Here is a 26,739-nt window from a genome sequence, read left to right as displayed (position 1 = left end):
CACCGACACTATCGCCGCAGGGTGGCGGCAATCGCATGGCAAACTAGACACCACGCGCTGAAGGATGGATACGGACGACACGGGAAGATGTGCGCTGACACGATGGACGAGCAGGACGGCACCGAGGCCGCCATCACTCCCAACGATCGCCTCGCGCAGCGGCTACAGGCCAAAGGTCTGTCCTCGCAGCGGTTCGCCACCGCGGTGGGTGTCGATATCAAGTCGGTGCGACGCTGGCTGGCCGATAGCGACTACAGAATTCGCGAACACAACGCCCGCAGCGCCAGCGAGGTGCTCGACTGCACTCCGCATGACCTGTGGCCCAAGCAGTACCCGGCCGCTACCCCCCGTGCAGTGACAACAGCGTCTGCGGGTGGGCCATTCACCGCGACCCTGTATGCCAGCCGTACTCAGCTGCCGATCACGACGTGGCAGCAGCATTTCGCCGACGCCACCACCGGCATCGACATCCTCGTGCTCGCGGCCACGTTCCTGTTCGACACCCTCGACGGATTCCTCGACACCCTGCTCGCCGCCGCCGCCCGCGGTGTGTCGGTGCGGTTTCTCGTCGGGGATCCCGACACTGCGACCACGATCTTGCGCGGTGAGGAGGAAGGGATCGGCGAGGCTGTCATCGCCCGCTGCCGCACGTCGGTGGAGTTGCTCGCCCCTCACGCTTGTACCCCGGGGCTGGACATTCGCACCCACGACACCGCGCTCTACACGTCGATCTTTCGGGTCGATGACGCCATGATTGTCAACTTCCACATCTACGGCTCACCCGGGCGCAACAACCCTGTGCTGGTTCTGTCACGTCACCATGAGCCAAGGCTCTGGACCACCCTCGAAGACGCTTTCACCCAGGTCTGGAACCGCGCCAGACCGCTGACCGCGAAAGGCTGACCCCCGATGCGCACCGACTACTACAATGACCCCAACGCCCCGGCGCCCAACAGTGTCGTTCCGTCCGCCTCGGCCATCGTCACCGACGAACAAGGTCGTATTCTGCTGATCAAACGCCGCGACAACACCCTGTGGGCGTTACCCGGCGGCGGACACGACATCGGCGAAACCATCGCCGACACCGCCGTGCGGGAAGTCAAAGAAGAAACCGGGCTCGACGTCGAAGTCACGGGTCTGGTCGGTGTCTACACCAACCCCCACCACGTGGTCGCGTTCACCGATGGCGAAGTGCGCCAACAATTCTCGCTACTGTTCGCCACCACGGTGCTCGGCGGGACCCTCGCCATCGACCACGAAAGCACCGACATCGCCTGGACTGCCCCCGACGACATCGCTGGCCTGGATATGCATCCGTCGATGCGACTGCGCGTCGAGCACTACCTGCAACGCCGCGACAGCCCCTACCTCGGCTGACCGCTGGGCTACAGCCAGTCGCGTACTCGCCGGACCGCCGCCAACAATTCGTCGCGGCCCGCGTCGACCGCCCGGTGCACCGGGTCCTCGGATCCATAACGCGACAGCACGTCGCGTAACCGATCGCGCGGTGATATCGGCGCCCCGTCAGGTCCGGTCGTCAGATCGCAAAAAGTCAGCACATCAAGGAAATCGCTGGGCGGATCACTGAACGCGGATAAGCCTGACAAGCCCCGCTCGGCAGCCTCCGCGTGCGCTCCGGTATGAAAGGCCACCAAGGAGGCGGCCAGCTCCCCGAAGCCGGCCGCTCGCACGTACTCCGCTCCATCGAGCGGATGAAACCCGGTCCGGCGCAACGACGATGCGTAACCGATATCGTGCAGCCACGCCGCTGCGACCAGACAGTCCGCTGTCTGGGGATCGAAACGCCGACTCAACCGCTCGGCAGTCGCCGCGACGCCCCGGACATGCGCCAACCGCCGCGGCTGCTCAGCCAGCCGCGTCTCGGTCTCGCGCCGTGCACGCTGCGTCAGAACCCCGCTCACAGCCGCCAGCTTACGAGCCACAGCACCATGACGCAGCCCCCTCGCAGCTTATGACGTAGATCCTGGAGGCCAGGATCTGCGAGGAACGGCGGCTACCTGCAGGCTTCGCTACGCTCGCTCTGCTCCCGTACGCTGGCGCTCCCGTCCGCGCCGCTCCCTGCGCTTCGCCCTCCGTCCGCCGCCACGCACACATGCACCCACGACCGGCGCCGGAACTAAGTCGCAGGCCACCACAGCTCTGGCATCACGACGAAGCGCAGCTGCCCTCGCTCCTCGCCGCATCGAGACGCCGCGAGCGGCAGGCTGGACCAACAGCCGCCTGACCGTCGTTGACCTGCGATGTGAGAACTTTCTTTACTGGTATCAAGAACTAGAGTCCGATACGTTTGGCAATGATCTCATTCATGATTTCGTTGGTGCCGCCGCCTATTCCGAGAATCCGGCAGTCTCGGTAGTGTCTCTCGATCTCAGACTCACGCATGTAGCCCATCCCACCAAAGATCTGAACCGCCTCATTGACCACGTAGTCGCACGCATACACAGCGGTGTTCTTGGCCATCGACACCTCGGCAACGACATCCTCCCCCGCTAGCCACCTCTGCATGACCGCACGGGTATAGGTGCACGCCACGTCGACCTGTCGAGCCATCTCCGCGAGCTTATGGCGAATGACCTGGCGCCCCGTCAAGGGTCTACCGAACGTTTCACGTTCCCGCGCCCAACTCTTGGCAAGGTCGAGAGCCCGACCCGCCGTCGCGTACGCCTGGACGGCGATGCCGAGCCGTTCAGCCTGAAATTGCTGCATGATCTGCAAAAACCCACTGTTCTCTGCCCCCACCAGGTTGTCAGCCGGTACGCGAACGTCGACGAAAGACAACTCGGCGGTGTCGCTACATCGCCACCCCATCTTGTCTAACCGGCGGGACACTTCGAATCCAGGCGAATTCTTGTCGATCACAAGCAATGAAACTCCACCGTAACCCGGTCCGCCGGTGCGTACCGCCGTAGTAACGAAGTCCGCTCGAACTCCGCTGGTGATGAACGTCTTTGCTCCGTTGACCACGTAGGTGTCCCCCTCGCGCACCGCGCGTGTGCGCAGATTCGCGACATCTGAGCCTGCCCCAGGCTCGGTAACGCCCAGCGAGCCGATCATCTTTCCTGCGAGCGTAGGACGGACATATCGTTGAATCAGGGCGTCGGAGCCATTGGCGGCAATGTGGGGAAGGGCAATGCCATGGGTGAACAAGGCGGCGCAGACGCCAGTGGACCCGCCTGCGGCCAGGATGGCCTCAGTGACCAGTGCAGAGTCAATCGCATTGCCGCCGCTGCCGCCGACTTCTTCCGGGAACCCGATTCTGAGAAGCCCCACCTCGGCAGCATTGAGATGCAGGTCGCGCGGAATCTCACCCACGTGCTCCCATTCCGCTAGCTTCGGCGCGATTTCACGTTCCGAGAAAGACCGCGCCATTTGGCTCAGCGCTCGTCGCTCCGGCGTGGTCCACACCTCCGGGGCGATAGCGAAACGAGCAGCCCCATCCCTGCTTGCCGTGGTCGTGCCAGCGTCCGTCATCTCAGCCTCCCAGAGAATGTGATAGATGATCGATGAGGTGTCTGATGCTTGCCGTCCTCACGACGGGAAAGAAGGACCCGACGCCAACCACCCAAGGGGCCCGGCCGCATGATCTGCAGCAACGCAAGGACATGGAGACCAGCAGTGGGCATGATGCTCTTCAGAACCGGACCAGCCCTCGGATATTTTTTCCTGAACGCATATCCTGGTAGCCCTCATTAATTTGGTCGAGGGAGTATTCGCGGGTGACCAACTCATCGAGCTTCAACAACCCAGCGGAGTACAGCTCGACCAGTCGCGGAATATCGTGCGGCGCATTGGATGAGCCATACAAAGCGCCACGAATCTGCTTCTCGTAAAGCGTCATTTCAAGCAGTGATCCTGAGATCGATGAGTCGTCGGGGTGCCCGATGGCCGTGACCACGACGCGCCCGCGCTTTCCGACCAAGGCCAGCGCTTCCGCGGTGTAGGAGGCCTCAGCCACATCGGTGGTGAGGATGCAGACATCAGCCAGCTTGCCCAGCGTCATATCGCTGACCAGCGACCAAGCTTCATCCATCGAGGCCGCGGTGTGCGTCGCACCGAACCCGCTCGCTTGCTCTCGCTTGAACTTCACCGGATCGACCGCCACAATCGCCAGCGCTCCCGCGATTCGCGCGCCCTGAATCGCATTCATTCCGATTCCGCCCGCTCCCACTACCACGACGGTGTCCCCGGCGCGCACCTCCCCAGTCCGCACCGCAGATCCGTAACCGGTCGTGACGCCGCAACCGATCAAGGCTGCCCGATCCAGGGGGATTCCGCCGTCAATCTTGACCACGGACGCCTGCGGCACCACTGTGTACTCGGAAAACGTCCCGAGCAAACACATCTGCCCGACGTCCTCGCCTCGTGCGTGAAAGCGATAGGTGCCGTCGATCTGCGGTCCCATCATGAGCGCCGCTCCCAACTCACAGAGATTGCCCATGCCGCGCGCGCAGTACGAGCAGCGCCCACACGAGGGAAGGAAGGTCAAGATGACAGAATCACCTTCGGACAGTTCCTCAACCCCTTCGCCGCACTCCACGACTGTGCCAGCACCCTCATGACCCCCCACTACCGGCAATGGGATCGGGAGGTCGCCGGTCACCAGATGTTCGTCGGAATGGCACAAGCCGGTGGCCGCCAGCCGCACGAGGACCTCCCCGGGACCTGGCGGATCCAAATCGACTTCTTCGACCTCCCACTTCTGCTCCAAGCCCCACAAAACAGCCGCACGTGTCTTCATGTTGAAGTCCCTTCTATCGAATTACGCTTCTCGAGTAGTTATCCCGACCGCGCACGGTGGTCGCGCGAACTGTCCTGGATGATCTCCGGGCACATCGCCCAGAGGCCCGCGCCGCTCACCCGGGCCCGGGCGCGGTACCGCACCGACATCACACATTGAGCAGGTCGTGACGCTTGTCGGCCTCAAGGATTGCCCGGTATTCCGGAAAGAGGTTCTTTGCCTGCGGTATGAGCTTGATCAGTTTGGTGACAGGACCTTTCGCTCGTACAGTTCCTTTCGCCATCGCCATGGTCAAGTTCACCTTCCCCAACCAGAACCTGTTGCCGGTATCCGCGGACATGAACAATTCGACATTCGGTGTAACGCCACTGTCCGCGCCGGTCTCTACGACCTTCTCCGGCATATCCACGGTTACTACCGCATCCGGATCGGTGTAGTGGATCCGTAACACCACCCCGGACCCGGCAAGTCTGTTCGCAAGGTCTTCGTTCTCCAAACCTCGTCGAAAGATGCCGGCGAGGTAGCGGTAAACCTCTTCCGCATCAGCGAAGACAGCCATCGTGATTCTCCCTTCCTATGACACAATTCAAAGCGCTCAAATAAATCTGCTGGGTCGCAACCAGTTCGGCTTGCTCCGAAGCAATCAGAACTCATAGGAGTAGATCTCCTGCCTCCCTCAGCGCCTCCGCGAGTCGACGTTCGGCTGTCGGCAATTGCGCAGCCACGGACGCGGCGCCGCTCGCTCTTCGGTGCGGATCTGCACCGCGGTCATAAGCGGCGTGCGCAACCGCGGTCCACAACTCAGATGCGGTCTTTGCAGCCTCCGCTGCTTTAAACGCAGGTTCGAAACTCAACTCTTCAGCGACGCGCCGACATCCACGTGCTTGCAGATCTCGGAACAGACCGCCTCCGGTTCCGGCTTTTTCGATGAAGGCGCTCAGCGCAAACAAGGCTCCGTCGAGGGTGTCGTCGTCAAAGATCTTCGGCCACCGCTTGAGATCCTCCACAAAAGTCGATACCCCTGGTAGCCCACGCACCTGAATTTCACAATCGGAGTCCTCGGTGATCGGCGCGCTCACACACGAACCCTGCATCGCGTCCGCGGACCTACGGAAGGCCGACCGGGCAGCATTGCCGAGATCTGGTGCCGCGCCGGGCCACTCGACTACGTAGGTGGTGTGCCGCGTGGGGACGGGAAATCCCGTCGATGCCCGCGCCTTCCGTAGATTCTCGTAAGGCACGGCTTGAGGTGTATCGCGATCGTTATCGACCACGAAGGCGAGTTCCTCGTCGTCGTCGTACCCTACGATCACGACATCGTGCCGGCTCATACTCAGACGCGTTCTCAGATAGGGCAATTCGGCGATGTCAGTCCACACCATGACCGGCGTACCGGCATCGATCTGTTCGGTCACCCATTTCCACCCGAGATCGGGGTCGTCTGTCGAACGACACTCGAAGCGCGCGCCCAACCGGGTCAAGTATTCGTCTTCGAGGTCCGCGCTGCGTCCAACGAGGTAGATCGGTGGACGTAGGTGGGCCGAGCGAACATACGAGAAGTCGAGGGCCCCGCCGAGAGCAAACACGATGCCTTCGTCCGGGGTGTCATCACCCCAACGGATCCCGGCCCATTCGGTCAAATCCCGAAGAGCCCCCGATCCGCAGTGGCCGCCCATGTCGTGGCGATACGGCACCACCATCGATGCCATCAGTCCTCCTCCTCTAGATGACTAACGTGCGGGCGGCAACTCCTCTGAGTCATAGGGAACGCGAGATGATTTCCTTCATCACCTCGTTCGTGCCGGCATAGATTTTTTGCACGCGCTGATCCACCCACAACCTCGAGATGGGGTACTCGGTCATGTAGCCATATCCGCCGTGAAGCTGCATACAGTCATCGAGTACCTTCATCGCTCGCTCAGTGGTCCACCACTTCGCCATGGCGACGGTCTGCACGTCGAGTTGACCCGCAAGGTGCAGGTCGATGCAGTAGTCGAGGAACACTCGTGCGATGCGCGTTTCTGTCGCGGCTTCAGCCAGCGTGAACTTGGTGTTCTGAAAGCCAAAGACAGGCCGACCGAACGCCTCCCGCTCACGCGTGTACTTGAGCGTCTGCTCCAGGGCAAGTTCCATCGCTGCGACAGCCCCCACCGCGACGATGAGTCGCTCTTGTGGCAGCTGCGTCATCAGCTGAATGAAGCCCTGTCCCTCAGACTGGCCCAGTAGATGCGAGCGCGGAACTCTCACTTCATCGAAGAACAACTCGGAGGTGTCCTGGCCGCGCTGGCCGATTTTGTCGAGAACCTTGCCGCGCCGGAATCCCGCCCGGTCAGCCTCGACAACGATCAAAGAGATGCCCGCAGCGCCCTGGCTCGGATCTGTCTTGGCAACAACGATGATGAGGTCGGCCTGTTGGCCGTTGGTGATGAAAGTCTTGGAGCCGGTGATCACGTACTCGTCACCGTCCAGGAGGGCTTTTGTCTTGACGCTCTGCAGATCGGACCCGGTCCCCGGTTCTGTCATGGCGATCGCCCCGATCATTTCACCGGACGCCATCTTGGGAAGCCACTGCGCGCGCAGCTCTTCAGTCGCGTACTGCAGGATGTAGTGGGCGACGATTCCGCTGTGCAGTCCCGCGCCCCATGAGCTGTCACCTATGCGGGCCTGCTCTTCAAGCACGACCGCTTCGTGCGCGAAAGTGCCACCGCCTCCGCCGTATTCCTCAGGTATAGACATGCAGAGCAGGCCCAGCTCGCCTGCTCGGTTCCACAGTTCTCGGTCGACGTGGTGCTGGTCTGCAAAGCGGTTCGCATGCGGCGCCAATTCGGCCGAGAAGAACTTCGCAGCGAGGTCACGAAGCTCGAGTAATTCGGCATTCATCCAGGGAGAGATTGGTGAGGACATGATTACCTTCCGACTGTTGGAATTCCAGGGATTTGACGTTATGACGTTTCGATTTCGATGAGGTATTCGCCGGCAGAGTGGCGCGCACGGATGACCTTTTTGTCGTACTTTCCGACGCTCGTCCTCGGAATATCGGACACGAAGCTCCATCGCTCGGGAATCCACCATTTGGCGACTTTGTCCGCAAGGAACGATCGGAGTTGGTCAATGTCAACGTCGGTTCCGGGGTGGACGACGACAAGCGCCAACGGCCTTTCCTGCCATTTATCGTCCGCGACGCCGACTACCGCCGCTTCGTACACGGCAGGGTGGCCGATCAGCGTGTTTTCCAGCTCCACCGAGGAGATCCATTCGCCACCTGACTTGATGACGTCTTTCGAGCGGTCGGTCAGTGTCAGATAGCCCTCGGCGTCGATCTTGCCCACATCACCGGTACGCAGCCATCCTTCGTCGAACTTCTCCGTATCGTTGTTTCCGAAATAGGACCCGGTGATCCAGGGACCGCGCGCCTGGATCTCCCCAACTGATTGCCCGTCCCACGGCACGTCTTTCCCGTCGTCGTCCCGCAACCGGATTTCGACACCGCAGATCGGTCGGCCCTGGGATGCGCGCAGCTCCCAGCGCCGCGTCGCGTCGGCTCTGTGAGCCGGACGTGCAACGGTCGCCAACGGAGAGGTTTCGGTCATACCCCAGGCCTGCACAATGGGCACGTCGTACTTCTCTTCGAATGCCCGCATCAACGAAAGCGGAACAGCAGACCCCCCGCACGCGACCAGCCGTAACGAAGAAATGTCCCGCTCAGGGTGCGAATCCAGATATCGGTCGACATCGTTCCAGATCGTCGGCACTGCACCGGCCAAGGTCGGTCTGGTGTCTTCGATGATCGACACCAACGGTTCGGCTTGGAGATACCGGTCAGGCAGTACCAGATCCGCACCGGACATCAACGCTGCGTAAATAAGCCCCCACGCATTGGCGTGAAACATTGGGACGATGGCCAGCACACGGTCGGCCTCGCTGACTGACAAAGCGTTAGCTGTGCAGGCGGTCAGGGAGTGAAGGTACGTCGAACGGTGGCTGTAGACGACGCCTTTGGGATCTCCGGTGGTACCGCTCGTATAACACATGGCCGCGGCGGACAGCTCGTCGAGCTCAGGCCAGTCAAATGATTCTTCTTGGCCGGCAAGCACTTCCTCGTAACGCAGAACGGTCTTCCCGCATCCCTGGAGCGGGGCAAGGTCGCCCTCTCCGGTGACGATGACGGTGTGCACCGACGCCATCGCTGGGAGCGCGCGCGCCAACAACGGGGCAACCGAAGCGTCGACTAGGACGATCTGATCGCTCGCGTGATTGGCGATGTACGCCAGTTGCTCTGGGGCCAAACGAATGTTGAGCGTGTGCAGGACCGCGCCCATGGAGGGAATCGCACAGTAGGCCTCCAGATGTTCCTGGTTGCTCCACTGGAAGGTGGCCACGCGTTGGTCTGCCGTGACGCCAAGACTGCGCAGCGCATTGGCAAGGCGAGCCACTCGCGCCAGCACAATGCGGTAAGGCGTTCTCCGATATCCATTTCCGGTCGGAGTGACGACCTCGCTGTCACCGTGTATGGCTGCCGCATGCTGGACGATCGCCGACACCGTGAGCGGAACATTTTGCATTGTGCTTTGCATCGTGTAGTGCCCTTTCAGGCGAAGAGGTCGGGACGGCTGTTCGGCTGATCGATGAATGTGCCGTAATGCGTTCTCAGTGCTTGCAGGATGTCTGCTAGGGGTAGATCGTCGTAGGCTCCCCGGTCGCGCAGATACTCCATGTGCTGGGTGCCGTCAGCGGTGAAACCATGGAGTAGCGCGTCGCTACGGCCGTCGAATTCGATCGGCGAGACACCGAAGCGTGCGCACAGCTCGCGATTGAACGCCGGGGTGGCCTTTACCCACGCACCGTTGAGGAACATGAGACTGTAGCCGTGGTAGACGAAAACGTCGCTACCACCCATCCGCTCGCGCAATGCCTTGGTCTGGAGGTGGTTTCGGACGTCGGCGAACCCCAGCCGCGCCGGGATTCCCGCCGCTCGGCACGCTGCAGTCAAGAGCACGGCCTTCGGGACGCAGTAGGCCCGTTCTGCGGTCGCGACGGTGCTGGCGCGATACGCGTGCGGGTTGTCGGTCACCGTGTAGGGGTCGTACCAAATGGAGTCACGGACCGCGGTGAAGATGGCGATGGCCTTCTCGGTGTCGCCGCAGGCACCACGGATCGCCGATGACACGAAGTCACGTACCGAATCTTGTTGCCAGTCAAGAAACTCCGTGGGTTCGAGGTAGGGGCTGTGGTCGACGGTCATCGGCGCTTCATCTCCAACGGAAGTCCGTCCACCGGAATGGGCAGCGAGGTGTTGTCCCATCGGACGTGATAGTTCTCCGGAACCTTCCAAGTGAACGAACGCAGCATCCTGTGCAGGATTGCTTTGACTTCGAGCGTCCCGAATTGCATGCCGATGCACTTGTGCGCTCCACCTCCGAACGGAACCCAGGCGAATCGGTGGTGTTGGTCTTCGCGCCGAGGCTCGTCGAAACGTGAGGGATCGAACCGCTCCGGATCACTCCAGATCGTTCGATCGAAGTGATTCACGGCAGGCGTTATAGCGCATAACGTGTTCGAGGGGATGTGATATCCATCGATGGCGACATCTCGAACCGTCTTGCGCATCACCAGCGGAACAGGTGCAAGCAGTCTGAGCGCTTCCTTGATCACGAGGTCGATGACCGTCATCTTCTCCAGGGCCTCGATGTCCGGCAACCCGTCACCGATGGCCGCGGCTTCCGCAGCCGCAGCCTCCTGCCACTGCGGATACTTGGCAAGGAAATAGGTGACCGCTGTGGTGGTGATCGTCGAGGTGTCGTGGGCCGCCATCATCAAGAAGATCATGTGATTCACCACATCCTCGTCGGAAAACCGCTCCCCGTCTTCGGTCGTGGCTTGACAGAGAGCAGCGAACAGATCCTCCGTTTCACCGGCTCGCGCGGCCGGCAGATGCCGGAAGAAGTAGTCCTCCAAAACGCGCCGCCCTTGCACACCAGCGCGGAATCTGGTTCCCGGAAGCGGAGCACGCACAAGGGAACTCGCCGCCCGGACCGTAGCGACGAACGCCTTGTTGACAGCATCGCTCTCGTCCTTGCCGCGGCCGCCCATGAAGACGTCGGTAGCGATGTCGAGGGTGAGTTCCTTCAACAGTGGGTAGATTCGAACCGACGGGCCCACCGGCCACGCAGGCACTGCCGAGCGAACGCATGGCGTTACCTGTTCGACGTATCCGGTCAGGCGCGGACGCGTAAACGCCTCCTGCATGATGCGCCGGTGCATCAAGTGCTCGTCGAAGCTCATGAGCATCAAACCGCGATGGAAGAAGGCGTCGATCAGGAAGGACCAGCCATCCTGAGAGAATGCTTTCGCTTCGCTCGTGAACGCCTCTCGAGTGGCGTCAGGGCCGGCGATGACCACCATCTTGGTGCCGAACGCGCCCATCCACGACACCGAACCCAGACGGTCGTAGCGCTCTCGACTGAAATCCGAGCCGAATCGGATGTAGTCGAGCGTGTGACCTACGAAGGGCAGTCCGGCATCCCCCCGGACGGCTTTCAATCCACTGCCCGCGGGTGCCGGTGCCAGTTCACGAACCGGCCAGTCCCGGCTCCATCGACGCCATCTGTCGTCGACGGCGTGAGGCGCGGGGACCATGATCACAGAGGACAACCGCTCCTTCACGTGGTGCGCAGGTGCGAGAAGGTGATTCGTCATGGTTCCTCCTGGACGCTGGGCCGCTTTGACGGCGTCCACCAGTCTTTACAAAGATGCCATTGATGTCAATATCTAGACATTATTGGCCTAGCGGTTAAGTGCGCGTCTCGTGCCCTTAGTCGGCCAGGCTCGGTTCTGCAGGGTCTCCGACCTTTAGACGCCCGACGTTTCTCAAGACGTAATCGCCGCTGTGCGGCTTCCGGGTAAGGAGTCGATAAACCAAGGTAGGCCCCGGCCAGTTCGTCGGGATTTCCCCGCTCGAGGTTCGATACCAGCTCGCACACAGCGCCCACACCGACCTCCGTAGTCGCCTTCTCAAGCGCGTGTTGTAGCGTTGCGCGCTCTCCGTCCTGACATCGATCGCATGACCCGGATGAGCAGCCACGGCTTTGATGAGCGTTGCGATGTGACGGACTTGTGACTCGATCATGTAGAGGATCGACCCCGAGCCCACATTCGTGTTGGGACCATAAAGCAGGAACAGGTTCGGGAACATGGGGACAGTGATGCCCAGATATGCGTACGCCTGGGTCTTCCACACCTCGGCCAAGGAGACTCCGCGAGAGCCGCGCACGGACATCGGGGCGAGAAAATCGGTGGCGCGAAACCCGGTTCCGTAGATCACGACATCTGCAGGACGAAACTCTCCATCCACGGTCTTGACACCGTTGTCGCAGAGCTCTGCGATAGCCTTCGGCACCAACGACACGCGATCACTCGCGATTGCTGGATAGTAATCATTCGAGAACAGCACTCGCTTGCACCCTGGCGCGTCCGAAGGCATCAATTGCTCGCGCAAAGATGGGCTAGCAACCTGCCGATGTAGGTGGCGGCGCGCGATCGCACCGAGGACGCGTGAGAGGGGCTTCGCGTCGACTAGCGTCACAGCGAGCAACTCGAAAATTAGCCATACCGCGAAACGCTCGAGGCGCAGCGCCATCGGCAATAACTCGCTCACCCTGTCGTGAAGGACTCCATACCTGCTGTCCCACTTCGGCAAGATCCACGGAGCCGTGCGCTGATATAGCGTGACATGCTCCGCCTCCTGGGCGATGTGTGGCACGAATTGGATGGCACTAGCTCCTGTGCCGATGACGGCTACTTGCTTGCCGCGAAGCGAAACCGATCGGTCCCAACGCGCCGAATGAAAGCGCGGCCCCTGGAAGGTGTCTGCGTCGGCAATAACGGGTACGTGGGGCAAGGAGAGCTGACCCACGGCCGAGACGACGACATCGCAGGTTATTGTCTCGTTCGAGTTCGTAACCAGGGTCCAACGCCCTAGCTGGTCATCGAAGGTCATTGCGACAACTTCGGTCTGGGTACGCAGATGCGCGGCCAGTCCGCCACTCTCCACGAGTTGTTGGAGGTACTTGAGTATCTCGGGTTGCTCGGCATATCGCCGTGACCAACGAGGATTGGGCTTGTACGAGAGTGAGTACAACGCTGACGGCACGTCGCAGGCCGCTCCCGGATAGGTGTTGTCACGCCAAACACCCCCGATGTCTGCAGCCTTTTCCAGGATCGTGAAGTTCGTGAACCCGTCCTTCTTCAGCCGGTGGGCCATCGCAACCCCGGCGAAGCCGGCCCCGATGATCACGATCGACGGATCGTATGCGCGACAGGCCGTCGCGAAGTTGCTGCTCATGAGGCAGAGACGACTGACTTCACGCTGCGGCGGTCGAGGTGGTGTAGGTGTAGGAGCATTGCCTGTTCGGACACTTTCACCTGACTTCCGAGGCTTCAAGGAAGCGTCCCGCTCGATGAATCGCGTCTCGGGCTTCGGGAAGAATCCGGAACATAGCCTGGAATACATGGATCTGTCCCCGGTATACCTGGATCTCGACGTGGGATCCAGCTGATTGAAGTCGCTCGGCGAGACGGCGCGAGTCATCGATCAACATTTCTCTCCCGCCCACCTGAATGAGGATCGGCGGCATCGAGGTGAGGTCCGCGTCAAGCACGCTGAGGCGCGGATCTCCGCGATCTGCGCCACCTACGTAGAGGTCAAGAGCGCGCGCCGCTGATTGAGCGGAGGCAAAAGGATCCCGGCGGCGAATTTCACGCGCTCTGGCAAGTTCGCACCTGAGATCCAGGACGGGAGACATCAGCAGCATCGCATCAGGGAGCGGCAATCCAACTGCACGTGCGCCCAAGGCCGTGGCCATCGTGAGCTGACCGCCCGCTGAATCGCCGGCAACCGCGACGGTGCGCTGACAAGAACCCGGGGACCCTCCGCTGGTAAGCCAGCGATACGCATTCAGCGCATCGTCCGCGGCTGCGGGATAGGGATACCGCGGGGCAAGACGATACTTCACTGCGAAGATGGGGCGCCCGCTCGCCGAGGCGAGTTCACCAAGAAGACCGCGGTGCGTCTCCGGCGAGCACATAGAATAGGCGCCGCCGTGGATGTACAGCAAAGGGTTGGCATGCGGATTAATGGCAGGCGTGGTGATCCAGTCCCCACGAACCGGGCCTCCGGCGAATACAGTGTCAACCTTGCGCACTGTGACGCCGCGCCGAGGCCGTGAGGCTACGAGCGCTGTTCGAAGCACGCGATCCATCACCGCAAGTCCGTAGGCGTTTGATGGCATCAGCTGCGCCAGTGGCCGCAGCGTGGTTCGCGAGGACATCGCGACGAGATGACTGGCAAGACTGGGCTGCCAGTCAGGGGCATCCATTCTGGTCACCGGGGACACACCTCTTCGGGCCGATTCTCGAATCGGTAGTCCGAGAGGCGAAAGGTGCGGCTCCGCCAATAGGTCTCCAGAGTCGTTGATGGACGGAGTGGAACGTCACCGTGCCTGTCGAAGTAGTAGCTGTTGGCATTGGAACAGCTCGGCTGCCAGAAAACCTGTCTGTGACGCCGCCTTAGCACTTCGGCGAAATAACGGTCGTTCGCCTCCTTCTTGACCTCCACGCAGTTAGCACCCAGCGCCCGCGCGCGACGAAGACACCGGACGATGTGCCGACTCTGCGCCTCGATGAGCGTGAAGTACGAGGAACCGTTGTAGCCGTACGGGCCGAAGATGTTGAAATGATTCGGAAATCCCGGGACGCTCACCCCTTCGAAGGCCTGCAGTCGATGCTCGTCCCACCATGTAGCCTGCTCCAGCCCGCCGCGTCCCTTCAATACGTAAGTTGGCATGTTGCCCGACTCCATCACTTTGAAGCCGGTGGCCAGGATCAAGACGTCAATGGGATGAGCTTTGCCGTCTCGAGTATGGACGGATGCATGGTCGATATGGGTTATGCCGCTCGTCTCGAGCGAAACGTTGGACCGGTTGTACGTTGCGAGATAGGAATTGTGGAAGCTGGGTCGTTTACAGCCCAACGAGTAGCGCGGAATGAGTTGTTCTCTCGTCGTCGGGTCATGGACCTCACGCCGCATGTACCGCTTTGCGGCGCTCTCCATGACATCGGCGAACGGTATCACCGTATGAAAGTGAGCGGCGATTGGGAAAGTGATTTCCACGAACGCCTGGCTGGCGGTCCGGGTCGCCAATTGTGCCCCCGGCAGGAAATGTAGAAGCCTTCCACCCCACGTCGGTATGGGGAAGTCTGGCTTCGGCAGACAATAAATTGGAGTTCGCTGAAATACCGTCAGACTCTCTGCTTTCTTTGCGACTTCGGGTATCAGTTGCACCGCCGATGCACCGGTACCGATTACTGCAACCCTCTTCCCGCTGAGATCTTTGGCATTGTCCCATCTAGCCGTGTGGAGCGTAACGCCGGCGAAATCTCGCACCCCCTTGATTTCAGGCCACTTTGGCCGACTGAGAACGCCGGAGCAATTTATCACGAAGCGTGCCGTGAACTCCTCACCATTGGCACTGGTCAAATGCCACCGTGTTGCGTTCTCGTCGAAACAAGCCTCGGTAATGGTTGTGTTGAAACGAATATGGTCCCAGAGCCGATACTTTTCAACACATCGCTCGGCATAGGCTTTGAGCTCATTGCCGTGGGCGTACGTGCGCGACCAAGAGGGCCGCATTTCGTATGAGAATTGATAACTGAACGACGGTATATCGACAGCGATACCCGGGTAGGTGTTCCAGTGCCACGTACCACCTACGCCATCGGCGTCATCAACCATCAAGAAGTCGGTAAATCCCGCCTTCATCAAGCTAATGCCAGACCCGATGCCGGAAAATCCAGCTCCTATGATAATTATCTCGTAATTACGGTCGGACTTGCGATCCATTCCTGTATTTCACCGTTCTGACGGTCAGCCTTGCAAACTTGTATTCAGAGTGATTGCGTCAGCTCGATATCGTCGCGCCGGGTTATCACGTAATCATGAGGATCCAAGCGGGATAGTTCTCTCATAAACTGGGTCGCGAAACCTGGGTACATCGTGCCGTTGTAGCCGTCCTCGGTCAAATACCAACTGCTGCACCCCGAATTCCAAGTCGTTCGTCGAAGGCGGCGCTGAATTTCGGAGTGATAGCGGTCCTGACGATCCTCCCTCACATCCAAAGTGCCGATGTCATTTTGCTGAAGGAGCTTGATCGCCTTGACTATATAGTCAATTGCAGCCTCCATATATACGAGCGCCGAGTTGTGGCCTGGCCCGGAATTCGGTCCGAAAGTGAAGAATAAGTTCGGATACCCGGCCACGCTCACGCTCTTGAAGGCAAATGTCCCCTGAGACCATTCATCGCCGAGCTTCCGACCGCCGAGGCCGCTAATCGGGAACGGGGTGCCACGTTTGGCCACATCGAAGCCAGTGGCAAATACGATACAGTCCACTTCGTGCTCGACACCGTCGGCGGTCCGAACACCGTTGGGTGACAATGTGGCGATCGGCCAGCTGATCAGCTTGCAGTTATCCGCCTGTAGCGCAGGGTAATAATCACTGGTCATGAGCATGCGCTTGCATCCAGGCCTGAAATGGGGCGTCAACTGACGTCTCAACCAGGAGTCTTTCACCTGCCGACGGAGATGAGCCTTGGCCGCCAGCTGTATCGCGGACGTCGCGGCGGTGTTCCAGACCATACCCACTGCCATCACTTCGTGGGCCCAAAACCACGCGTCGCGGAGCGCTTGTTCGCTCACCGGCAGGTGTGTGAAGGTCGAACGCGCCCAGGCCGGATGCCTGAAGTTCACCCTGGGCAACACCCAGCCGGGCGTTCTCTGGAAGACTTTGACCGAGGCAGCCGACTTTACGAGCTCGGGAATGATCTGAACCGCGCTCGCGCCTGTCCCGATGACTGCAACCCTCTTACCGCCGAGATCGTAGCCATGGTCCCATCGAGCGCTGTGGATCTTTTTTCCACCGTACGAGTCAATACCCCGAATATCGGGAAAGCTGGCGTTGGCAAGTGGTCCACTGGCCATCACAACTGACCGGGTGTGATACCGCTTTCCATCTGCCGTGTCGGCCATCCAGATGCCGGCACTCTCATCGAATTCCAAGGCAGTCACGTCGGTATCAAACTGGATGAACCGGGCAAGATCGTACTTGTCGACCATATCGTCGATATATTCGAGGATCTCAGCGCTCCCCGAGTAGGTACGAGTCCAGCCCGGATTCGGCTCGAACGAGTAGGAGTAGAGAAGCGAGGGAATATCGCAGGCCGCACCGGGATAAGTATTGTCTCGCCAGGTGCCTCCGACGCGATCTGACCGTTCCAGGATGACGAAGTCATCCGTGCCCTCTTGAAGCAGTCTGATCGCCGCACCGATACCTGCGAACCCGGCGCCGACGATCAACGTCGTCGTGGTGCCTGTCATTTGGCAACCGGTTCGTAGGTCAGTTCGTCCGTCCAGGATGGCGGCCGACCGAAAATCTGAACAGGGAAAACATCGATCGCATTGCCAAGGCGCTGAGACACGAAGTGCAGAGGCTGGGACCGCTTGATGGACGACGACATGTGCGCCTTCAAGATGTGATAGCCGGGCACCCTCCGCGTATGCTCACTGCGATCGCCGACATTGGCATACCGCGTCACTGCGTTGTATAACTTCTCCTCGGACAGACCCATAGCGTTGAGATTCATCAACATGCGCGTCAGGAGCGGGATATACAGCAACGCGCCGGTGAGAATGCGCGGGTCGACAAGAGCACCCGCAGTTTGAATGGCGTGGATTCGCATCGGGCTGGCGCCCAGGTCATTCAAGACCTGGAAGCCAACCGCGAGATGCCTTGATTCGTCGCTGTTGACCTTGTTGAACACCTCCCCGCACACAGGGTCGTCAACCTCATCGAGGAGAAACTTCAGCAGCGCTCCATCGAGCGCAGTCTCCAGTGCCGGAATCGCGGCCCCGATGACGGTCAGGGGCAGGGCTTCCGCATAACGGTCCAGCCATTCGATGACCAGCCGAATATTCTTGTTCGGGACCGGTTTCTCGCCTTCCTCGAGCATGCCCCAGCGACGCATCAAGGCAAGTTCGGCATTGGCGTGACGCTGCTCCTCGGCGTGAAAGTAACGGTAAATGTCTCCGAGCGCTTCGAATGGCGCCTTTGGAGCCATCGCGGCGAAGGCACGTGCTCCAACATGCTCAATCCACACCACGTCGGACATGAATTGCTTGAGTTTGGGACGCTGTTCATCGGTGATCAGTTCCGCGCCAGGGGCGTTCCAATCGATATCGGCAAGAGCCCATTGCTTGTTTTTGATTGTCTCGAGCATGTCACTGTATGCGAAAGCCATTTTCCCTGCTCCTCTACTCGGCTGAATCGTTCCATGAGGCCATGCGCTCCACGAGGCCCAGCGTGCGAGTAAAGGGGCCGGGTAGGGCTCTCTTGAGTTGCCACAAGACTTTGGCATCGAGTTGGGGTACTACATAAATTTGTCCGCGATCGTGCGCGTTCAACGTCGTTCGAGCAACGTGCTGTGGCGAAATGCCGGTCCATTTCATCAGGTTGGCCGCGAGTCTTGCAGCCGCCTCGTCGATTTGAGGATTGTTGACGATGTTCGTCTTCACGAAGGTGGGGCAAAGCACTGTGACGTTGATGTCAGTACCGCTCAGTTCGGCCGCCAATGTCTCCGACAGAGCGAGCACCCCGGCCTTGCTCACGTTGTAAGCCGCCATCCGAGGGGCCGAGCCAAAGCTCGCTGCCGACGCCACATTGATGACTCCGCCATGCCCATTGCTGCGGAGCCGAGGCACAAAAGTCTCGCAGCCGTAGATAACGCCCCAGAGGTTGACAGAAATCGCCGCGTTCCAGTCCTCGATCGACGTCGCGCCGATGCGGTTGCCGCCCGCACCGATTCCGGCGTTGTTGATGACGAGGCTCGCAGCCTTCTCGAACCAGTCTTCGCTCACATCAGCGAGGTTGCGGACCTGCTCAAGATCGGTGACATCGCATTCGATGTCGAAGCCCTCGCCGCCAGCCTGCCTCACCAACTCTGCCGACTCTTTTGCAGTGACGGGATCTTTGTCGGCGCACACCACGCGTCCACCTCGGCGCGCAAGCTCCACGGCGAATGCGCGGCCGATACCGCTTCCTGCGCCCGTGACGACTGCATCGGCGCGGTGCGTTCTGCCTGGTGCGCCGCCGAAGGGCAGCAATCTCATCCGTCTGCCTTTCGGGTCGCGACATGGACGTCTGCTGTGGGGAAACTCTCATCTGGGGGCACCAGCCACCATTGGTGTCGCATGCCACCAGTTTGGTGGTGGAACGAGCACCTTGTCAAGATGGAGAGGTGCGGTCGAGAAACAAGCGCTGGGGTGGTCGGACCGGGGCCGAGCGTCGTGCCGAGCGACGGCAGCAATTGATCGAGGCCGCAACCGAGATTTGGAGTGAGAGCGGTTGGGCCGCGGTCACTATGCGCGGCGTATGCGCCCGCACAGGGCTGAACGATCGATACTTCTACGAGGGCTTCAAGACGCGCGATGAGCTGCTCGTTGCTGCGTGGGATGGCGTCCGCAATGACATGCTCGGCGAGGTCGCCGCGCTCTTCAACGAGCGTGCGAATCGGCCGCCGATCGAAACCATCACCGCGGCGATCACCATCGTGGTCGACCGGATCGCACGCGATCCCGGCCGGGCACGCATCCTCCTCGCTCAGCATGTCGGTAGCTCACCGCTACAAGACCGCCGCGCCGTGGCGCTACAGGAAGCAACGCAGTTGGTCGTTGAGGCAAGCCGGCCACACCTCCGACAAGATGCCGACGAGATAGCCCTTCGCATGGACACCCTGATCGCTGTCGGGGGATTCGTCGAAGTCATCACCGCCTGGCACTCCGGTTTGCTTGCGGTGACCGAGAAAGAAGTGGTCGCGCACACCAGCAGACTTGCTGAAACCCTGGCTCAACGCTATGTCATCAGCGACTGATCGAGGCTCACAACAGGCCAGCCAGCCCCGTGGCGATCGCTGCGAACCGCATTTGCGGGTCCGACCGCCACCTTCACCGGCCACCGAGCACCGAATCCGTGAGTCACCGACGCGTCGCACCCTGTTCGGAAGGAGCGACGCAGGAACGGTGCTCCTGCGTCGCCGCACTTCCGCATCTTTGCTATCCCGACGAAGCGATAACTCGCTGTGAACCGTCTTGGTCGAACAGTTCTTTGCTCCAATGCTCCAGGACCGCGGCGCTGTCCCAATCATCAGGATGGAAACCCGGGCGATTGTAGGAACGGAAACGCCGCAGCGCATCGGCGGTGAACATCGGGGTGCGACTAAAGCGGTACAGACTGCGCACCAGGGTGACCGGGTTATATGAGGCTCTATCAGCGGCCATAGACAAGGCAGTCTGCAGAATGAGCTCGCCGAACAGAATTACTGAAGCGATCCGCATGCCCCGTACACGGGTGCGCTCGGTTGCTCCCACCAGCCGATAGACATCAAAGGCAACCGCTTTGTGCTCCGACTCCTCGAAGGCATGCCACAGCAGAATCGGTCGAACCTCTGTCTGGCCGATGAGCTTCTGGGCGTCTTCGCTGGTAAGAATGATTTCTGCCAGCGTAGCGGTGTAGTGCTCCAACGCGGAGGTCATGGACAGCCGCATTTCCGGCGAAAAGCGCCGTTCCAATCGCTTGATCAAGCGTCCGACATGACGGTCGATTCGCGCGGTCGGATAACCCATGACCTGGAGTCGCTCGTTTAGGAGACGATGCTGGTGTCGATGTGTGGCCTCTTGTCCGATGAAACCCTTGACCGCTGTCTCTAGTTGGGGATCGTCGATGGAACTCTGGAAGTTCCTGACCGAGCGGATGAAGAAATCCTCGCCTTCCGGGAACGTCGCAGAAAGCACCGAGATGAAATGGCTCATCACCAGGTCGCCATCGACAAAATGTTGCCGCTTCGTGGAGGTCGGCATCGGAAACCGAACGCGCCTGGGTTTTGGCAGCACCCGGGTCGGGGTCGGGGCTTGATCGTCCGACATTTGAGGTCCTTCCTCGAAGTTTGGATCTGACTTTATGCCTTGTCAGATAAGACTGCCAGACTGTAGGACATGAGTCCAGCACGTGTCTATGGCGGGCTGTCCGCAACTCAACGCGATGCACAGCGTCGCGTGATGTTGATTGATGCCGCGGTCTCAATCATGGGCACCCACGGAGCTACCGCGTGCACCGTGACCGCCGTGTGTGCGAAATCAGGAGTGACGAGCCGGTACTTCTACCAACAGTTTCGCGATCGAGACGCGCTCTTGCGTGCGGTATTTGCCAAGATCTCCACTACCTTCCAAGCGGTGATAACCAGCGCCATTCCGGACGACACGGTTGCTCCTCAAGAACTGGCTTACGCTCCGATCAAGGCCCTGGTTCAGGTGATCGAGAACGATCCCCGCATGGCCCGCATACTGTTTGTCGAGTCGGGCGCAGAACCCCTCCTTCGGCAGCTGCGAAGCGATCTGATGACCGATTTTGCGGAGCTGGTGCTCAGAGAGGCCCGCTTGCACCTCGATATACCCAGCGATGTGCTCCAAGTCGCAGATCTCGCCGCTACCTACGGTGTCGGGGGCCTGTTCGAGATACTCCGTCGCTGGATAGATGGACAACTGAACCTCTCGACTGAAATGCTCATCGAGCACTGTGCGGGTTTTCTCGGCATTCTCGGCCTGTATACCCTCGGACAGGCGCCTGATCAGGCCGCTCCGCCGCTGGCCAAAGCCGAGGAGACCCGATAGATTCTGGCCGACCGGCGTTATGCACTACTCGGTTGGCTGAAGGGCATGGCGCGACACTGACAATCGCTGCGGGTGTTCACCCGAGATCGCGAACCGTAGACTCCACGCGCGCCGGACGAGGAACTCGATACGACCTCGCACGGGCCCTGTGTGCCGTCCCTCCCCAGTCAATTCCTTCGATCGCTCGATCTGCAGCGAACGCACCGCTTCGATCCTCGCCATTCGACGGAACCACGGCGCGGAACAAATCCGACGCCCGCCTGCGCCGTTGTCACCTGATGTTAATTGCGGCTAACATCAGCGCCTAGTAGATCGACGTCGATGCTCGCCCGGAAGGAAAACTTTGGTACAGGTCCTGCCCGATCGGGTCGACGACACCGCGCCCGGCTATCTCAAGAACCGCGAAGGACTGAGCGCGCAACTCGACACCATCGCGGAGCAACTGGCGCTGGTCAACGGCGGCGGCGGCGCGAAATACGTTGCGCGCCACCGTAAGCGGGGCAAGCTGCTTGTCCGCGAGCGCATCGAGCTGATGCTCGACCCCGACACGGCGTTCCTCGAACTATGCCCCTTCGCCGCCTGGGGCAGTAAGTTCCCCGTCGGCGGTAGCGTGGTGGTAGGCATCGGCGTGGTCGAGGGCATCGAGTCGATGATCATCGCCCACGACCCCACCGTCCGCGGCGGCGCATCGAACCCTTATACCTTCCGCAAGGTGTTCCGCGGCATGGCCATCGCGCGGGAGAACCGACTGCCCATCATCAACATCGTCGAATCTGGCGGCGCCGACCTGCCCACACAGGCAGAGATCTTCGTGCCCGGCGGACAGCTGTTCCACGACTTGACCCAGCACAGCGCAGCGGGGCTGCCGACACTGGCCCTGGTCTTCGGCAACTCGACCGCGGGAGGTGCGTACGTCCCGGGCATGTGCGACTACGTCGTGATGGTGCGCAACCGTTCCAAGGTGTTCCTCGGCGGTCCGCCGCTGGTCAAGATGGCCACGGGCGAGGTCTCCGATGACGAGTCGCTCGGCGGCGCCGACATGCACGCCCGCACCTCGGGGCTGGCCGATTACATGGCCGAGGACGAGCAGGATGCGATCCGCATCGGCCGTCGCATCATGGCGCGGCTCAACTGGCGGAAGAACGGCCCCGGACCCACCACGCCGCCGCACCCACCGGTGCACGACCCCGATCAGCTGCTCGGCATCGCGTCGGTCGATCCGAAGGTGCCCTTCGACCCCCGCGACGTCATCGCCCGAGTGGTCGACGGCTCGGCCTTCGACGAGTTCAAACCTCTCTACGGCACGTCACTCGTCACCGGCTGGGCCTCGATCCACGGCTTCCCGGTCGGCATCCTCGCAAACGCACGGGGCATCCTGTTCAGTGAGGAGGCCGAGAAAGGTTCGCAGTTCATCCAACTGGCAAATCAGATCGACACCCCCCTCATCTTCCTGCAGAACACCACCGGTTTCATGGTCGGTGCCGAGTACGAACAGGGCGGCATCATCAAGGACGGCGCCAAGATGATCAACGCCGTATCAAACAGCACGGTCCCCCACGTGACCATCACCATGGGTGCGTCCTACGGTGCCGGGAACTACGGCATGTGCGGGCGATCGTACTCACCGCGTTTCCTATTCGCTTGGCCTAACTCGAAGTCGGCCGTGATGGGTCCGGCGCAACTGGCCGGAGTGCTGTCCATCGTGGCGCGCGAGTCCGCCGCCGACCGCGGGCTGCCCTTCGACGAGCAGGCCGACGCCCAGATGCGCGCCGCCGTCGAGGAACAGATCGAGCGCGAATCCGTCGCACTGGCCAACAGCGGCCGACTTTACGACGACGGGATCATCGATCCCCGCGATACGCGGACCGTTCTCGGGTTCTGCCTGTCGGTGATCCACAACGGCGAGGTCCGTGGCCAGCGTGGCTACGGCGTGTTCCGGATGTGATGGCGATGCCCAAGATCCGCAAGGTCCTGGTCGCCAACCGTGGCGAGATCGCGCGGCGGGTGTTCCGCACTTGCCGCGATCTCGGGATCGCCACCGTCGCGGTCTATTCCGACGCCGACGCCGACGCGTGGCACGTCGCCGACGCCGACGAGGCCGTGCACCTTCCCGGCTCGTCTGCCGCCGAGACCTACCTCGACATCCACCGGATCATCGCCGCTGCCTCGCTCACCGGCGCGGACGCAGTACACCCCGGCTACGGCTTCCTTTCGGAAAACGCCGGGTTCGCGCGCGCCTGTGCCGCCGCCGACCTCGTCTTCATCGGTCCGCCGCCCGGGGCGATCGACGCGATGGGCTCGAAGCTGCAGGCCAAGAAGACGATGTCCGACGCGGGGGTGCCTGTGCTGCCCGGTGGCGACACGACGGGGCTATCGGCCGAGCAGCTGGCGAAGCTGGCCGCCGACGTCGGCTACCCCGTGCTGGTCAAGGCCAGCGCCGGCGGCGGTGGCCGAGGCATGCGCATTGTCGCGTCGCCGGACGAGCTCGACGAAGCGGTCACCTCCGCTTCGCGTGAGGCCGCCGCCGCGTTCGCCGACGGCACCGTCTTCCTCGAGCGTTACGTCCAGCGCCCACGCCACGTCGAGATCCAGATCATGGCCGACACGCACGGAAACGTCGTCTCTCTGTTCGAGCGCGAGTGCTCCGTGCAGCGTCGACACCAGAAGGTGATCGAGGAGGCGCCGTCACCGGTCGTCGACGACGCGTTGCGCGCTCGGATGAGCGAGGCCGCCATCGCCGCCGCGCGCGCCGTCGGCTACGTAGGCGCCGGGACGGTCGAGTTCGTCTACGACGCCGCTCAGGATGGCAAAGCCGACTCCTTCGCCTTCCTAGAGATGAACACCCGGCTGCAGGTCGAGCACCCGGTTACCGAGCTGATCACCGGCCTCGACCTGGTGCGTGCCCAGCTGCTCGTAGCCATGGGCCGCCCGCTGCCTGAGGAGATGCACAACCCGCGAATTCGCGGTCACGCGGTCGAGGCCCGGCTGTGCGCCGAGGATCCGGCCGATGACTACCGGCCCTGTACCGGCACCCTGCGCACCTTGGATGTCCCGGCGCTTGCCGGCGTGCGGGTTGACTCGGGTTTTCGTGCCGGTTCGGTCATCAGTCATTACTACGATTCGCTGCTGGCCAAGGTCATCGCGTGGGCACCAACGCGCGACGAGGCACTTGCCAGCCTCTCGGCGGCGCTGGCCGGCGCCCGTATTCACGGCGTGACCACCAATCGCAACCTGCTTGTTCGCGTCCTGCGCCATGACGAGTTCGCCGGGCGGGGCACCGACACTGGGTTCCTTGACCGACACGACGTCGCCCAACTCGGCGCTGCCCTCCCAGACACGCAGTCCGAGCGCCTGCACGCCGTCGCGGCGACCGTGGCCGGGGTGGCCGCGCGGCGTGCCGTCGCAACTCTGCAGGCCACGTTGCCCGCCGGCTGGCGCAACAACCCTTCGCAGCCGCAGACCACAACCTGGCAGACCCAGGGCGGGCGCGAAGTGCGCGTCGGGTACACGTTAGGTTCGACAGGGACCTGCCTGCAGGTCGACGACGAGCCGTTGGCCGACGTCGAGGTTGTCGAGGGCAGTAGCGAGCGGGTGGTGCTGCGCGTCGACGGGGTGCGCCGCACTTATGATGTCGTCCTCGACGGCGATGTTGCCCACCTCGACTCGGTCGCCGGCTACTCCGCCCTGCGGCTGGCGCCACGCTTCGTCGACCCGAGCACTCTGAACCCGCCCGGGTCGCTCACCGCGCCGATGCCGGGCTCGGTGATCCGACTACCGGTCGCCGAGGGCGAGACGGTGTCAGCCGGTCAAACGCTCGTCGTCCTGGAGGCGATGAAGATGGAGCACACCGTCGCGAGCCCGATCGACGGGGTGCTGAGCGCCCTGCCGGTCCAGGTCGGCCATCAGGTCTCGAGCGGTGACGTCCTCGCCGTGGTCGAGGCGGTGGACGGCGGTGAAGTGGCGTCGGACGCCACGGAGCTCTAATGAAGCCGGCGCGCTCCCGATCGGTGGCGCGTCGATACCGATGTGAGGAGTGTCATGGAATTGCACGAGACAGAGGAACGTCAGGACCTGCGCAAGGCGGTCGCCGAGATCGCCAAGGACTTCGGACACGAGTACTACCTGGAAAAGTCGCTGGCCGGCGGGAAGAGCACCGAGCTGTGGCAGGCCGTGGGCAAACAGGGCTTCCTCGGGGTGAACCTTTCCGAGCAGTACGGCGGCGGCGGCGGCGGCATCTACGACATGCAGATCGTCGGTGAGGAGCTCGCCGCGGCGGGCTGCCCGCTGCTGATGACCGTCGTCTCGCCGACCATCTGCGGCACGATCATCCAGGCATTCGGCAGTGAGGAACTCAAGCAGCAGTGGCTGCCGGGCATCGCCAGCGGCGAGACGATCATGGCATTCGCGATCACCGAGCCGGACGCGGGCTCGAACTCGCACAACATCTCCACGACCGCGAAACGCGACGGCGACGACTGGGTCATCAACGGCACCAAGTACTACATTTCTGGTGTCGACGAAGCCGAAGCGATCCTGGTCGTCACCCGAACGTCTACCAACGACAGTGGTCGCGGACTACTCAGCTTGCTCGTCGTGCCCACCGATGTCCCCGGGCTCACCAAGTCACTCATCCCGGTGCAGGCGGTCACTCCAGAGAAGCAGTTCACTCTATTCTTCGATGACGTCCGCGTGCCGGCCGCCAACCTTATCGGCGCGGAGAACGAGGGCCTGCGCCAGGTCTTCATGGGCCTGAACCCGGAGCGAATCATGGGGGCGGCGCTCGGCAACGGCATCGGTCGCTACGCGCTGGATAAAGCCGCCGATTACGCCCGCAACCGCCACGTGTGGGGAACGCCGATCGGCTCGCACCAAGGCGTATCGCACCCGCTCGCCCACGCCAAGATCCAGGTTGAGCTGGCCCGGTTGATGACTCAGCGTGCCGCCTCCCTGCACGACGCCGGCGATCCGGGGTCGGGTGAGGCGTCGAACATGGCGAAATATGCCGCAGCCGAGGCGGGCATCCTGGCGCTCGACCAGGCGATTCAAACCCACGGCGGCAACGGCATGGCCACCGAGTACGGCCTCGCCACGTTGTGGGGTCCGGCCCGGCTCATGCGCACCGCGCCGATCAGCCGCGAAATGATCCTCAACTTCGTGGCGCAGCACAGCCTGAAACTGCCCGCGTCCTACTGAGTCGCCGCGGAATG

At 61.7% G+C, this 26,739-nt stretch carries 23 protein-coding genes; 7 read left to right on the top strand and 16 right to left on the bottom strand.

What is annotated here, in order from left to right; translation table 11 throughout:
* Positions 1-102 precede the first annotated feature (102 nt).
* Positions 103-903, top strand: a complete 801-nt coding sequence (locus tag ACEWX3_RS12560) for a hypothetical protein (RefSeq protein ID WP_011560562.1) — start codon at positions 103-105, stop codon at positions 901-903.
* 6 nt (positions 904-909) lie between these two features.
* Positions 910-1,377, top strand: a complete 468-nt coding sequence (locus tag ACEWX3_RS12555) for an NUDIX hydrolase (RefSeq protein ID WP_005110618.1) — start codon at positions 910-912, stop codon at positions 1,375-1,377.
* 8 nt (positions 1,378-1,385) lie between these two features.
* Here the strand turns inward: ACEWX3_RS12555 and ACEWX3_RS12550 are convergent, their stop codons facing one another.
* The 15 genes from ACEWX3_RS12550 to ACEWX3_RS12480 all read right to left on the bottom strand — a co-directional run bounded on the left by ACEWX3_RS12550 (position 1,386) and on the right by ACEWX3_RS12480 (position 18,976).
* The gene (locus ACEWX3_RS12550) at positions 1,386-1,922 is read right to left on the bottom strand and encodes an HD domain-containing protein (protein WP_005116484.1); all 537 of its coding nucleotides are present in this window, start codon (positions 1,920-1,922) and stop codon (positions 1,386-1,388) included.
* Positions 1,923-2,292: 370 nt separating this feature from the next.
* Positions 2,293-3,492 (bottom strand): acyl-CoA dehydrogenase family protein, encoded by a 1,200-nt coding sequence (locus tag ACEWX3_RS12545; protein ID WP_374159539.1) that lies wholly within the window; start codon positions 3,490-3,492, stop codon positions 2,293-2,295.
* A 160-nt stretch (positions 3,493-3,652) separates the two neighbouring features.
* Positions 3,653-4,759 carry an NDMA-dependent alcohol dehydrogenase gene (locus ACEWX3_RS12540; RefSeq protein WP_011560572.1) on the bottom strand — a complete coding sequence of 369 codons (1,107 nt, stop codon included), beginning with the start codon at positions 4,757-4,759 and terminating at the stop codon, positions 3,653-3,655.
* Between the two features lie 148 nt (positions 4,760-4,907).
* Entirely contained in the window at positions 4,908-5,318 is a 411-nt protein-coding gene (locus ACEWX3_RS12535; RefSeq protein WP_005110592.1) for an SCP2 sterol-binding domain-containing protein, read from the bottom strand.
* A gap of 91 nt (positions 5,319-5,409) precedes the next feature.
* Entirely contained in the window at positions 5,410-6,468 is a 1,059-nt protein-coding gene (locus tag ACEWX3_RS12530) for a BtrH N-terminal domain-containing protein (protein WP_005086581.1), read from the bottom strand.
* A 49-nt stretch (positions 6,469-6,517) separates the two neighbouring features.
* The gene (locus ACEWX3_RS12525) at positions 6,518-7,663 is read right to left on the bottom strand and encodes an acyl-CoA dehydrogenase family protein (RefSeq protein ID WP_005086582.1); all 1,146 of its coding nucleotides are present in this window, start codon (positions 7,661-7,663) and stop codon (positions 6,518-6,520) included.
* 38 nt (positions 7,664-7,701) lie between these two features.
* Positions 7,702-9,321 (bottom strand): fatty acid--CoA ligase, encoded by a 1,620-nt coding sequence (locus ACEWX3_RS12520; protein ID WP_017205326.1) that lies wholly within the window; start codon positions 9,319-9,321, stop codon positions 7,702-7,704.
* 26 nt (positions 9,322-9,347) lie between these two features.
* Positions 9,348-10,001, bottom strand: a complete 654-nt coding sequence (locus ACEWX3_RS12515) for a transglutaminase family protein (RefSeq protein ID WP_011560574.1) — start codon at positions 9,999-10,001, stop codon at positions 9,348-9,350.
* Entirely contained in the window at positions 9,998-11,455 is a 1,458-nt protein-coding gene (locus ACEWX3_RS12510; protein WP_011560575.1) for a cytochrome P450, read from the bottom strand. Before ACEWX3_RS12510 ends, ACEWX3_RS12515 begins: the two co-directional genes overlap by 4 nt.
* A gap of 115 nt (positions 11,456-11,570) precedes the next feature.
* On the bottom strand, positions 11,571-13,100 hold the full coding sequence (locus ACEWX3_RS12505) for an NAD(P)/FAD-dependent oxidoreductase (RefSeq protein ID WP_011856019.1): 1,530 nt from the start codon (positions 13,098-13,100) through the stop codon (positions 11,571-11,573).
* A 76-nt stretch (positions 13,101-13,176) separates the two neighbouring features.
* On the bottom strand, positions 13,177-14,133 hold the full coding sequence (locus ACEWX3_RS12500) for an alpha/beta hydrolase (protein WP_011560578.1): 957 nt from the start codon (positions 14,131-14,133) through the stop codon (positions 13,177-13,179).
* 5 nt (positions 14,134-14,138) lie between these two features.
* Complete coding sequence (locus ACEWX3_RS12495; RefSeq protein ID WP_011560579.1) at positions 14,139-15,656, bottom strand: NAD(P)/FAD-dependent oxidoreductase; 1,518 nt, start codon at positions 15,654-15,656, stop codon at positions 14,139-14,141.
* Positions 15,657-15,700: 44 nt separating this feature from the next.
* On the bottom strand, positions 15,701-17,188 hold the full coding sequence (locus ACEWX3_RS12490) for an NAD(P)/FAD-dependent oxidoreductase (protein ID WP_011856020.1): 1,488 nt from the start codon (positions 17,186-17,188) through the stop codon (positions 15,701-15,703).
* The gene (locus ACEWX3_RS12485) at positions 17,185-18,108 is read right to left on the bottom strand and encodes a hypothetical protein (protein WP_005086594.1); all 924 of its coding nucleotides are present in this window, start codon (positions 18,106-18,108) and stop codon (positions 17,185-17,187) included. The genes ACEWX3_RS12490 and ACEWX3_RS12485 overlap by 4 nt, the downstream gene beginning before the upstream one ends.
* Positions 18,109-18,121: 13 nt before the next feature.
* The gene (locus ACEWX3_RS12480) at positions 18,122-18,976 is read right to left on the bottom strand and encodes an SDR family NAD(P)-dependent oxidoreductase (RefSeq protein ID WP_011560581.1); all 855 of its coding nucleotides are present in this window, start codon (positions 18,974-18,976) and stop codon (positions 18,122-18,124) included.
* Positions 18,977-19,173: 197 nt separating this feature from the next.
* Between ACEWX3_RS12480 and ACEWX3_RS12475 the strand changes: the two genes are divergently transcribed.
* A complete protein-coding gene (locus ACEWX3_RS12475) occupies positions 19,174-19,737 on the top strand; it encodes a TetR/AcrR family transcriptional regulator (protein WP_005131302.1) in 564 nt (187 codons plus the stop codon).
* Positions 19,738-19,918: 181 nt separating this feature from the next.
* On the opposite strand, the gene ACEWX3_RS12470 is transcribed toward ACEWX3_RS12475, so the two are convergent.
* Positions 19,919-20,788, bottom strand: a complete 870-nt coding sequence (locus ACEWX3_RS12470) for a metal-dependent hydrolase (protein WP_011560583.1) — start codon at positions 20,786-20,788, stop codon at positions 19,919-19,921.
* A gap of 69 nt (positions 20,789-20,857) precedes the next feature.
* Between ACEWX3_RS12470 and ACEWX3_RS12465 the strand changes: the two genes are divergently transcribed.
* The 4 genes from ACEWX3_RS12465 (at position 20,858) to ACEWX3_RS12450 (ending at position 26,725) form a co-directional block, all read left to right on the top strand.
* A complete protein-coding gene (locus tag ACEWX3_RS12465) occupies positions 20,858-21,532 on the top strand; it encodes a TetR/AcrR family transcriptional regulator (RefSeq protein ID WP_011560584.1) in 675 nt (224 codons plus the stop codon).
* A gap of 343 nt (positions 21,533-21,875) precedes the next feature.
* Positions 21,876-23,477 carry an acyl-CoA carboxylase subunit beta gene (locus tag ACEWX3_RS12460; RefSeq protein WP_011560585.1) on the top strand — a complete coding sequence of 534 codons (1,602 nt, stop codon included), beginning with the start codon at positions 21,876-21,878 and terminating at the stop codon, positions 23,475-23,477.
* Between the two features lie 5 nt (positions 23,478-23,482).
* Entirely contained in the window at positions 23,483-25,516 is a 2,034-nt protein-coding gene (locus ACEWX3_RS12455) for a biotin carboxylase N-terminal domain-containing protein (protein ID WP_005116476.1), read from the top strand.
* 54 nt (positions 25,517-25,570) lie between these two features.
* Positions 25,571-26,725, top strand: coding sequence for an acyl-CoA dehydrogenase family protein (locus tag ACEWX3_RS12450; RefSeq protein WP_011560586.1), 1,155 nt, complete (start codon positions 25,571-25,573; stop codon positions 26,723-26,725).
* Positions 26,726-26,739 lie beyond the last annotated feature (14 nt).

It is taken from the genome of Mycobacterium sp. G7A2 (assembly GCF_041902445.1).
Lineage (GTDB): Bacteria > Actinomycetota > Actinomycetes > Mycobacteriales > Mycobacteriaceae > Mycobacterium.
The sequence above is the reverse complement of the archived record's forward strand: the minus strand, read 5'-3'. Positions and strand labels throughout refer to the sequence as shown.